This window comes from Kushneria avicenniae, assembly GCF_900112585.1.
GTDB lineage: Bacteria > Pseudomonadota > Gammaproteobacteria > Pseudomonadales > Halomonadaceae > Kushneria > Kushneria avicenniae.
On record NZ_FOLY01000008.1, the window covers coordinates 69,191 to 79,631 of the forward strand.

General features: G+C 59.2%; 12 protein-coding genes. 2 read left to right on the forward strand and 10 right to left on the reverse strand.

The window, feature by feature from the left end; all coding sequences use genetic code 11:
* Nucleotides 1–51: 51 nt before the first annotated feature.
* The 10 genes from BM079_RS15625 to BM079_RS15670 all read right to left on the reverse strand — a co-directional run bounded on the left by BM079_RS15625 (nucleotide 52) and on the right by BM079_RS15670 (nucleotide 8,908).
* Nucleotides 52–591, reverse strand: a complete 540-nt coding sequence (locus tag BM079_RS15625; RefSeq protein WP_090135982.1) for a flavin reductase — start codon at nucleotides 589–591, stop codon at nucleotides 52–54.
* On the reverse strand, nucleotides 588–1,412 hold the full coding sequence (gene rutD, locus BM079_RS15630; RefSeq protein ID WP_217639717.1) for a pyrimidine utilization protein D: 825 nt from the start codon (nucleotides 1,410–1,412) through the stop codon (nucleotides 588–590). The genes BM079_RS15625 and rutD overlap by 4 nt, the downstream gene beginning before the upstream one ends.
* Before the next feature lie 36 nt (nucleotides 1,413–1,448).
* Nucleotides 1,449–1,835 (reverse strand): pyrimidine utilization protein C, encoded by a 387-nt coding sequence (rutC, locus tag BM079_RS15635; RefSeq protein ID WP_090135986.1) that lies wholly within the window; start codon nucleotides 1,833–1,835, stop codon nucleotides 1,449–1,451.
* Nucleotides 1,836–1,855: 20 nt separating this feature from the next.
* Entirely contained in the window at nucleotides 1,856–2,611 is a 756-nt protein-coding gene (gene rutB / locus BM079_RS15640; RefSeq protein WP_090135988.1) for a pyrimidine utilization protein B, read from the reverse strand.
* Entirely contained in the window at nucleotides 2,608–3,711 is a 1,104-nt protein-coding gene (rutA, locus tag BM079_RS15645; protein WP_090135991.1) for a pyrimidine utilization protein A, read from the reverse strand. Before rutA ends, rutB begins: the two co-directional genes overlap by 4 nt.
* A 436-nt stretch (nucleotides 3,712–4,147) precedes the next feature.
* Nucleotides 4,148–5,002, reverse strand: coding sequence for an aldo/keto reductase (locus BM079_RS15650; RefSeq protein ID WP_090135993.1), 855 nt, complete (start codon nucleotides 5,000–5,002; stop codon nucleotides 4,148–4,150).
* Nucleotides 5,003–5,247: 245 nt separating this feature from the next.
* Complete coding sequence (locus BM079_RS15655) at nucleotides 5,248–6,168, reverse strand: TauD/TfdA dioxygenase family protein (RefSeq protein ID WP_090135995.1); 921 nt, start codon at nucleotides 6,166–6,168, stop codon at nucleotides 5,248–5,250.
* Complete coding sequence (locus BM079_RS15660; RefSeq protein ID WP_175489732.1) at nucleotides 6,165–6,971, reverse strand: ABC transporter ATP-binding protein; 807 nt, start codon at nucleotides 6,969–6,971, stop codon at nucleotides 6,165–6,167. The genes BM079_RS15655 and BM079_RS15660 overlap by 4 nt, the downstream gene beginning before the upstream one ends.
* A complete protein-coding gene (locus tag BM079_RS15665; protein WP_090136008.1) occupies nucleotides 6,968–7,999 on the reverse strand; it encodes an ABC transporter substrate-binding protein in 1,032 nt (343 codons plus the stop codon). The genes BM079_RS15660 and BM079_RS15665 overlap by 4 nt, the downstream gene beginning before the upstream one ends.
* Nucleotides 8,000–8,062: 63 nt before the next feature.
* Nucleotides 8,063–8,908, reverse strand: a complete 846-nt coding sequence (locus tag BM079_RS15670) for an ABC transporter permease (RefSeq protein ID WP_090135997.1) — start codon at nucleotides 8,906–8,908, stop codon at nucleotides 8,063–8,065.
* A gap of 581 nt (nucleotides 8,909–9,489) precedes the next feature.
* On the opposite strand from BM079_RS15670, the gene BM079_RS15675 reads away from it, so the two are divergent.
* Both BM079_RS15675 and BM079_RS17025 read left to right on the forward strand, forming a co-directional pair.
* The gene (locus BM079_RS15675; protein WP_090135999.1) at nucleotides 9,490–10,071 is read left to right on the forward strand and encodes an SLATT domain-containing protein; all 582 of its coding nucleotides are present in this window, start codon (nucleotides 9,490–9,492) and stop codon (nucleotides 10,069–10,071) included.
* Complete coding sequence (locus tag BM079_RS17025) at nucleotides 10,071–10,421, forward strand: SMODS domain-containing nucleotidyltransferase (protein ID WP_139215327.1); 351 nt, start codon at nucleotides 10,071–10,073, stop codon at nucleotides 10,419–10,421. The genes BM079_RS15675 and BM079_RS17025 overlap by 1 nt, the downstream gene beginning before the upstream one ends.
* The last annotated feature ends 20 nt before the right edge of the window (nucleotides 10,422–10,441 follow it).

The window sequence follows — 10,441 nt, forward strand, 5'->3', positions numbered from 1 at the left end:
GGCGCGCTGTACAGGCCCGGGCGTGCCTTGCCCGTGTCGTTACCGTCGGTATTATCCGGCGCTGGCGATGGCCCGCGGCAGCTGGTGATACTGCCGGTTGAAATAGAGCAGGCACTCGGGCGCGTCATGGGTCGCCATCGAGACGATTTCACAAAGCATGATCTCGTGCGTTCCGACCGGCAGGCGCTGACTGACGCGGCATTCGAAGTGCGCCAGCGCATCGGCCAGCACGGGGGCGCCGGTCTCCCGTGTGGTCCATTCGGCGTGCTCGAAACGCATGGCCATCGGGGTCTTGCCTCCGAAGGTGTTGGAGACCTCCTGATGCGCGGCGCTCAGGACATTGACACACAGCGTTGCATTGTCGGCGAACGCCGGATACGCCGAGGCGCTGCGGTTGATGCAGACCAGCAGTGTCGGAGGGTCGTCGGTCACGCTACACACCGCCGAGGCGGTAAACCCCGCCCGGCCGCCGGGGCCGTCGGTCGTCACCACATTGACGGCAGCTGCCAGATGAGACATCGCGTCGCGAAACGCCGTTGAGGAGATGTTCTGAGGGGCGGTGTGTCGTGTTTGTTGTTGTAGGGCATTCATGAGGCAACTCCTTTTAGCGGGGGCAGGGCCGTGTCGGCCAGGTAGTGCGTGATCAGTGCATTGAAGGTATCCGGGCGGGTAATGTTCAGGGCATGGCCACCGTCATCGAACATCACCTGCCGGGCGTGGGGCAGCCCCTCGGCGAGACGCTGTGAGCGCATATACGGCACCAGCAGATCATCACGGGAGGCGATGACCAGAGTCGGTGTGTGGACGTCGCCCAGGCGGGCATCGATATCGAAGGCTGACAGCGCCTCGATGCGGGCGGTCACATTGTCCTTGCCGGGAAAGCGCGCTAGGGCGTGCGCCTCTTCCGCCAACAGTCGCGAGTGGTTGGCGGACAGCCAGTCGGCGGGGTAGAGAAACAGGGGCTGGGCGTGCAGGTAGGCATCAACCCCACTGTCCCTGAGCAGGGCCAGACGAACACGAAAGCAGCGCTCGCTCTGCACGTCCAGACAGCTCCAGGCATTGATGACCATCAGGCGTCGCAGACGCGTCGGGGCCATCAGGGCCATCTGCAGGCCGATCAGTCCGCCAAGCGCGTGCCCCATGACATCCACTTCGTCGATCTCCAGTCGGTCAAGCAGTGCCAGTGCCTCCTGCGCCATATCCTCGATGCTGTAACCGGCCGGCAGGGCCGACGGGCTCCGACCGGTACCGGAATGGTCGTAGACCACGACCCGGTGGGTCGCGGCGAGCGCCTCCAGTTGCGGTGCCCAATAGCTGCCGGCGCCGCCAAGGCCCGACGACAGCAGAATCGTCGGTGCATCGGGTGACTGACGCCCTGATAGTTCGTAGTGCATAGACACGGGCATGGACATGGACATTCCCCGGTGAGTGGGCAGTAAACCGTCGGGTTAGTGGGGGATGTGGGCAATCGAGGCGATCTCGATCAGGGCGTCGGGTTTGACCAGTCCGCACTGTATGCAGTAGCGCGCCGGCTTGTCGCCGGGGAAGACGTCGGCATAGACCGCATTGATGGCGGCGTAGTCGTCCCAGTCCCGCAAAAAGATCGAGTTGAAGGTGATGTCCTCCATGGTGCCCCCGGCAGTCTCGATCACTCGCTGAATCAGTTCGAGCACATGGCGTGTCTGTGCGGCGGCATCACCGACGTGCACCACGTTGTTGTCCTCGTCAAATGGCAGGGTGCCGGACACGTAGACAATGTTGTCGGCCCGGGTGCCGGGAACGAACGGGGCCAGTGGCGTGCCGGAACCTGCTGGAATGATGCTTGTTTTAGGCATGGTCGTGTCCTCGAGCTGGATCAGGCGGTTTCGGTGGCTTCGACGTCGGTGTGCTGACAGGCGCTCTCGAGCGCCTCAACGCTCGAGACCCAGCCGAAAAAGGTTTCGATATTGAACAGGGCAGCCGCCTGGGCGGCGGGCGGTCCGGCCTGGTAGGTGGCGTCCTCGAGCACGGTGCCGAAATACTCGAGGAAAAAGCCGTCGCGCAGTGTCGATTCAACGCAGACGTTGGTGGCGATGCCGGTAAACAGCAGGTGGCGAATACCGCGGGCGCGAAGCATGCTGTCCAGCGCTGTATTGAAAAAGCCGCTGTAGCGGGGCTTGGGCAGGACGATATCTCCGGCCTGTGGTGTCAGGGTATCGACCAGGGCGTAATCCCAGGTGCCCCTGGCCAGAAACTGGCCATTGAGTTCGGGCTGACGGCGCATTGTTTTCAGGGCATTGGACTTGTGCCAGTTGGGGGAGCCGGGGCCACCGGCCTCGACGTAATCCGCATCCCAGCCGTTCTGGAAGAAGATGACCCGCAAACCGGCAGCCCGTGCGGCCCTGATGGCCCGGGCCGTTTTCTCGATCACAGGCCCTGTCGCACTGACATCGAAACCAGCGAGGTCGAGATATCCCCCGGCCGAGGCGTAGGCATTTTGCATGTCAACGACGATCAGGGCCGTCTGCGAGCGGGGCAGGGCAATGGCTTCCGGCCGTCCTGGCAGCACGATCTCATCGTCCGATGCGGCGCCGTCGCAGCGCACGACCGGGGTGGTTTTCAGCGTGCTCATAAGGCGATCTCCCGGGGCGCTTTGGCAGCACCGGTGACGTGGACGCGGGTCTTCATCAGCGGCTGTATTTTTTCACCGAAGGTATCGAGCCCTTCCAGGAAATCGTCAAAGGTCAGCATGACGCCGCCCATGCCTTCGACCGTGTCGATCTCGTCGAGCATGCGGGCCACGTTCTCGTACGACCCGACCAGCGTGCCCATATTGAGATTGACCGCCGAGGTCGGGTTGGTCATGTGACGAACATTCGTGTCCTTGCCGGAAGTCTTGTCCTTGCCGCCCTGATCCGCCATCCAGTCCAGCGCCTCCTGGTCGGCACCGGCCTTGTAGTGCTCCCAGCGGGCCATGGCGGCGTCATCCGTGCTGTCGGCGATCACCATGAACAGCACATGGCAGGCGATATCGCGGTCACTTCCTTCGTTGGCCTCATTGAGGCGTTCGGCCGTCTCGGCGAACGCCGTGGGCGTGTTGAGCCCCTTGCCGAAGCAGAAGCTGTAGTCGGCATGTTTAGCGGTAAAGGCCATGCCGGCATTGGACTGACCGGCACAGATGATTTTGACGCCCTGCTCCGGGCGCGGGCTCAGCCGGCAGTCGTCCATCTGGAAGAACTCACCCTTGAAGTCGCTGTGGCCGCTTTCCAGCAGCTCGCGCATGACGGTGGTGTATTCGTCCAGATAGGCGTAGCGCTTGCCGAAATATTCATCGCCCGGCCATAGCCCCATCTGGCTGTACTCGGGTTTCTGCCAGCCGGTCACCAGATTGATACCAAAGCGCCCGGGTGCAATGGAATCGATGGTGGCGGCCATGCGCGCCGTGATGGCCGGCGGCATGACCAGGGTGGCGGCGGTGGCGTACAGGTGGATTCTGGACGTGACCGCTGCCAGCCCGGCCATCAGGGTGAAGGATTCAAGGGCATGCTCCCAGAATTCGGTCTTTCCGCCGAAACCGCGCAGCTTGATCATCGACAGCGCGAAATCGAACCCGTAGTGCTCCGCCTTCTGGGTGATGGCCTTGTTGAGCTCAAAGGTCGGCATGTATTGCGGCGAATTTTCGGAAATCAGCCAGCCGTTGTTGCCGATGGGAATGAAGACACCTAGTTGCATGGGTTACCTCCAGGTCATGGCGAGATGACATGTGCCGATGGCAACGGACAGGGTTCGAGCATCGACACGGCACGAAATACATCACAACAGATGTGCCAGTTATCGTTTCGCTGTCTGTTTTCAACGGCTTGCCTGGAGGGGCACGGATGATGCCAGACCATATGGTCCATATCGTCGTGTTTCGATGTGCAAAAAAAGCGCACATTGCCGACATTTCACGCTTTTTTGGCGCGATTTAAAGTGTTCACCTTCCTGGTGTGAGCACGCTGGCATGGGCAGGCGGTCAGGGCATCGTGATATTCAGACGCTGGAAGCAGCCCCTGGTGAGCAGGGAGAGACATGAGCGGGTCGGGTTGCCCGCGGGCAGGGGCGTACATCGGGCGGTGCAGGAAGGCAGGTGTTGGCGGCTTATGGCGCCGCCAACAGAAGGGAAGTTTTACTGGTACACGGGGAAGTCGCTGGCGTCGCCGTAATCCTTGATGGTCTCCATGCCTTCAAGCGTTGCCATGTCATCCGCCGAAATCTCGAAATCGACCTCGGCGTTGTTCTGCATGTGATCGGGATTGGCTGTCTTGGGCAGCGGCAGCAGACCAAGCTGGAGCGTGTAGCGAATGCACAGCTGGGGCACGGATACCCCGTACTTCTCGGCCATGGCGACGATCTGGTCATTCTTGAACAGCTCGCCATGCCCGACGGGGGAATAGGCCTCGACGAGCATGTCCTTGCTCTTTGAGTACTCGATCAGGGCTTTCGGAGTGTTGCTCACATGCGCCAGCACCTGATTGACCATCGGGGCGACCCGGCAGGATTCGAGAATATTGTCGATGTCCTGCTCGTTGAAGTTGGACAGCCCGATCGCGCGCAGTTTGCCGGCCTCGTAGGCGTCCTCCAGCGCGCGCCATGCTTCCTTGTTGCCCTGGAAAAAGCGGTCTTTCGTACCGAACTCGCCCCAGGGCTGCGGGCTGTGGATGATCATCAGGTCGATGTACTCAAGCCCCATGCGCTCGAGCGAGCCGTTGATCGCCTCTACTGCGCCCTCGTAGGTCTTGTACTGCGCGGCCAGCTTGGTGGTCACGAAGAGCTCATCGCGGCTGACCCCGGAAGCCTTGACCGCGGCGGCCACCTCGGCCTCGTTGCCATAATCCTGGGCGGTATCGATATGGCGATAGCCGAGTTTGATGGCCTCCTTCACGGCCTTCTCGGCGTCCGTGCTTTCGATCAGCCAGGTGCCAAGCCCCAGTTTCGGGATGTTGACGCCGTTGGCGAGTGTGTAGGTCTCCTGCAGAATCATGATGTCCTCTCCCTGGGTGTGCCGGAATTCAGGCGTTGATACGCATGCTCTTTGATGGTCCATCAATACTTTTGTTCACCGGGGCATCGGAAAGCCCGGTTCAGGAGGGCACTGCCGTCGAGTGCAACAGTGCTCATCCTGCCGGCCCTTGTCCGGTGAACATGGACAGTGTAGCCATCATGAAGCGCTCGGGAAGGCATCTCGTTCCCCGCACGGCACGACCATGGCACAGGGCGTTGCAGCCTCTAAAGAGGACGCCCGCCGGCCAGGCTGACCCGGCGCATGTCGCGAATCTCGTTTTCATCGAAGGCAGAGCGGTAATGGGCCGTGGCACGGTTGTCCCATAGCACCACATCGCCGACCTCCCAGCGATGCTCGTAACGGTGCGCAGGGGTGTAGAGATGAGCGCGCAGGGTCTCTACCAGGGCCTTGCCCTGTTCGTAGTACAGTTCGGGAATGTCCACTTCGGTGGCTTCCCCCAGAAACAGCAGTCTGTTGCCCGATTCGGCGTGGGTGGTCACCAGCGGATGCGGATGCGCTTCACCCTTGGGAGGATTGCCCGGCTCGCGGTAACTCGGGCGCGATGAGTCGCGATTGACAAAGGGGTTATAGGTGATCAGCGAGAGCCCGTCGATGGCCCGCTGAGTCGCCGGGTCGAGATGTTCCCAGGCGAGGTTGAGGTTGTACCAATGGGTATCGCCGCCGGATGAGGGGATCTGGCGGGCATAAAGCGCCGAGGCCCGGGACGGACGCGGGGTCCACTGGTGATCGACATGGGCGGAGAGTTCGCCGTTGCCGGTATAGCCGCCCTTGACGTTGGAGACCTTCACGATATCCGGGGTAAACCCCTGTTCGTTGGTGGCCAGCACCGGAATATGGCCGGGCGGATGGAAGACGTCGCCAAAGCAGGTCATGAAGTCGAGCAGCTGATCGTCAGTCAGGCGTTGCGCCTTGAAGATCAGAACATGATGCTCAAGCCATGCCCGGTTGAGCTGCTGATAGTGGGCGGCCGACAGCGGCTGCGTCAGATCGATGCCGTGCACCACGGTGCCCAGCGCACTGCCGGTGGGCGTAATGGTCAGAGGTCGGTCGTCCAGCGGCGGGGCGTTGACCGTTGTCGGTGCTGGTGTCGTCGAAGGTGTCCGGGTAGCAGTGGAATGGCTCATGGGGTGGTCTCCGTGGCGTTGGATGTCGCGTCGGCATCGGCGGTGTCGTTGAGATGGAAGGTGTCCAGCAGCGCCTCGCGATAGGCCACGAACCGGCTGTCGCTGCGCTGGCGGGGTCTGGGCAGATCGACACGCATGACCTGCAGGGCACTTTTCTGGTCGTTGGAGAGAATCACGATGCGATCGGCCAGATAGATCGCTTCTTCGATGTCGTGGGTCACCATCACCATGGTGATGTTCTGCTCACGCCAGAGGCGCTCGAGCTCCTGCTGCATGCGAATCTTTTTCATCGCATCCAGCGCCCCCAGTGGCTCGTCGAGCAGCAGGATATCCGGCGAGATGGCAAGCCCCCGGGCAATGCCTACTCGCTGGGCCATACCGCCCGAGAGCTGGCGTGGGTAGGCGTCATAAAAGGCGGTCAGTCCGACCAGATCGAGATAGTGGCGCGCCTGGCGCAGTGCATCGGTGCGGCTTTCTCCCATCAGCTCAAGCCCCATGGCCACATTGGCTTCCACGCTGAGCCAGGGCAGCAGGCGCGGCTCCTGAAACACCATGGCGCGCTCCGGGCCGACGCCCTGAACGCTCGCCCCGTTCAGTTGAATCGTGCCGCTGTCCGCCTGATCCAGGCCTGCCAGAATTCTCAGCAGTGTGGTCTTGCCCGAGCCGCTGGCCCCGATGATGGCGACAAACTCACCGGTGGCGATCTCCAGGTCGATATTGCGAAGCACCTCGAGACGGCTCTCCTTGAGCGCAAACGACTTGTTGACGCGACTCACGTTCAGCCCTTCGGCCATGGCCGTCATTGTCCACCTCTCTGAGCCAGCCTGTTGCCGGCATCCTTGTTGTAGGCGTTGGTGGCGATATCGCCGATGGTCAGTTGACCGGCGTTCAGTGAGCCTTCCCGTTCAAGCACATCCAGCCAGTACTGCACGTCATGATCATTGAGTTCAGCGTGATCGCGGACCCCATAACCTGCCCAGTAATGCGCCAGCTGCGGGTTTTCGTTGCGCTCTGCCAGCAGCCTGCCAATCAGCTCACGTGCCTCTTGCGGGTTCTCTCGCGCCCAGTCGGCGGCGCGTCCCGACTGTGTGACCAGCGCCTGCACGGCGTCGGGGTGCGCCTCAATGAAATCACGTGTCATGGAGTAGGGGCTCAACGTGATATCGCCGAGCAGCTGGTGATCATCGAACAGCGATCGGACGCCTCCGCCATGTTCGAGCTGGCCGGCAAACACGGTCTGCCAGGCACCGACGGCGGCGACATCGATCTGACCGGAGCGCAGGGTCTGTTCCAGCTGTGGCCCTGGCACCGCCACAAGGCGCACGGCGTTTCTGGGGATATGGTTCTGGCGCAGGTATTCGCGCACCACGTAATCCAGATGCGCCCCCAGGGTGTTGACCGCAATGGTCTTGCCGATCAGATCCTTCGGCTCACGAATGGGGCTATCGTCAAGCACATAGAAGCGACTGTTGACCGCCTCGTTGACCCCGCTGGAGGCCATGACGCTGACGATATCTGCACCGTTGGCGATGGCGTTGATGGTCGCGGAGGTAGCAGCGCCGGCAATATCGATCGACCCGGAGGCCATGGCGAACAGGCTTTCCGGCCCGCCCTGGCTGAACCCTTCGGATTCGAGCGCTACGCCCTCCGGCTTGAGCCAGCCTTTGGCGTCGGCAAGCTCCGGCAGTGAAATCTGCCCGCGACTGCTCAGATAGCGGATGGTGACAGGTTCCGGGGCGTCAGCGCTCTGCTGTGAGGCCTGCGCCTGGCCGATCATCAATGCCTGGCCTGACAGCAGCAGCGCGCTTAGTAACAGCACATGTTTTTTCATGAACATCTTCCGTCGTCATGGGGCGAGCGGCGTCGAGCCGTCGCGTACTGAAGGGATATCGCGTCAGGCGGTCTCGTGGCTTTCCCAGCGGCAGAGCCGTTTCTGGATCAGGACCAGCAGGTAATTGCCAAGCAGTCCCAGTCCGGCCAAAAGGAAGATCGCGGCGAACATCAGCGGCGTTTGAAAGTTGTACTGGGCGTTCATGACCTGAAAACCGATGCCCTGATTGGCGCCGATCATCTCGGCGGCCACCAGCAGCAGAAGTGTTGAGGTTGCGCTCAATCGCAGGCCAACGAAGATGGACGGGATCGCACTGGGCACCACGACTCGGCGGAATACCTCGAGGCGGGAAGCCCCGAACACCCGTGCCATCTCGATCAGTCGGGGGTCGGTCTGCTGCACGCCGGTGATGGTGTTCATCAGCAGCGGAAAGACCGACGCCCAGAAGATGACAAAGATCTTGGATGCCTCGCCCAGGCCGAGCAGCAGGATGAAGACCGGATAGAGCGCCAGCGCCGAGGTTTGACGAAACAGCTGCAGAATCGGGTCCAGCGTCTTCTCGATCGAACGGAAGCTGCCCATGGCCAGCCCCAGAGGAATGGCGATCAATATCGAGGCGCCGAAGGCGATGCCCGAGCGCTGCAGGCTGATGCCGATATCACCGGCCAGAGATCCGTTCTGGAGCGCGTTGATCAGTGCCATCACGATACGATCCAGAGGCGGGATAACGGCCGGATTGAGCCAGCCCAGCGTGCTGGCCAGCTGCCATAGGCCAAAAAAGACAATCACCGCCGCATAGCGGCCGAGATATGGACGACAGGCCCGGGCCAGTCCAAGGACGAGTGGCGGGAGAGGCGTACGATCGAAACGTAACGTTCTGGCAAGTTGATAGGTGGCGACTTTTTTCATTATCACGGCCTCTAGAGTAACCAGCACCACGGCATTGGATGATGGCTTTACCCTAACCAGCGTGATTTTTCAGACAAAATAGTTATCTCCGCTAACCATATCGAAAAATTGCCAATGACCGATCTGCCGGCATTGCCGCCCTGCTGGGCGCTCGGGGGCGTGACATGACGCCCTGCTCGTCGCCGCCGTGACCCGGCAGGCATGGCAAGGCCACGGCGTTGATGACAGGAAATGGCAGAGAGCCGGGAAGCAGATAGTCGGGAAGCGACGTAGAAAGGCGTGACAGCAGTTGGCAAGAAGCCAGGAGGCCGGAAATCGGAGCGGCGGCCTGTGCTGCCGCTTCGAAGGGGCTTTATCCAGCCGGGTGTGCCCTCAGAGCACGGCAAATAGAAAGTCAAACTTTTGGGAGCGTTGCTCCAGTGCGAGAGCAATGCAAGATTGCAGGGCTTGGTAACAAAGTGTAATTTATAAATTATTAGAAAAAACGACTATAAGGCTGATGGCAAAACTGGTGGCGGGCGAATGCCCCAAGTGAAAGGATACAAATGACAGAAAGCCTTAACCATCGGGATTAGTGAGTCATGACAAACAAAGAAAGGTTGCTAAAAGAGGTATGTGAAAAAGCATACGACGTGGGCTTTGGAGCGAAAAAACACCTAGCTACATACGATATCGCTGAAAAGGGGCCAGGTTGGATCTCGTTCATCTCCATTGCAGTAGGCATTTTCAGTTTAGTTTTTGAGGTTCTAAGCCAAAAGTCGATATCTGCTTCATTGCTCGTGCTGGGTATAGCTGTGTTCTATATCGAACCATATCGACACGACAAAAAAAAATACGTCGAAGCTGGAAGTCGAATGACAGCTTTATTTTATGAGTTGAAAAGCCTTGCAAGAAATATAGAGGGTGAAGGGGAGAGAGATTTGAGTCATCGGGAGAGCGAGCTAAAAGAAATAGAAAATGAATTTTACAAAATCAGCATAAGCAAACAAATCTTCATGAGTGATTGGTATGCTCACTGGAAATTTTTTTGGCAGATGCAAATAGGCTGGATTGAAGACCACCGTCCCTTCTTGTTCTTTAGGGATAAAATTCCTTTGAGTCTATATTTAGTGATTGCTCTAGTAGTGATCTTATGTGTTGCAATGAAGATTGGGTGCTGGTAATGAGTAGACAGGCTTTTAGTGAGTTTAGAAAGAAGATTGCAGTAGATAATGCGGAGAATATATCAGCATCTTATAAGAAGATAACTAGACGTTTAAATATAGAATTTTACGATGATTTTTCTAGCGAGAGCCATTCAAGGCAAGTAGGGTCATACGGGAGGCATACAGCAATAAAAGGAATTTCTGATCTAGACATGATATTTGAATTGCCAGATGATCTGTATGATAAATATAATAAAATGGATAACAACGGGCAGTATAAATTGTTGTCTAGGTATTTGGTCCCGGGAAGTAATGGTTCGGGTTTTGATGGAACCTGTCCGGGTCATCCTGCCATCTTTCCAGAATAAATCCGATGGGTGTTTTGCCC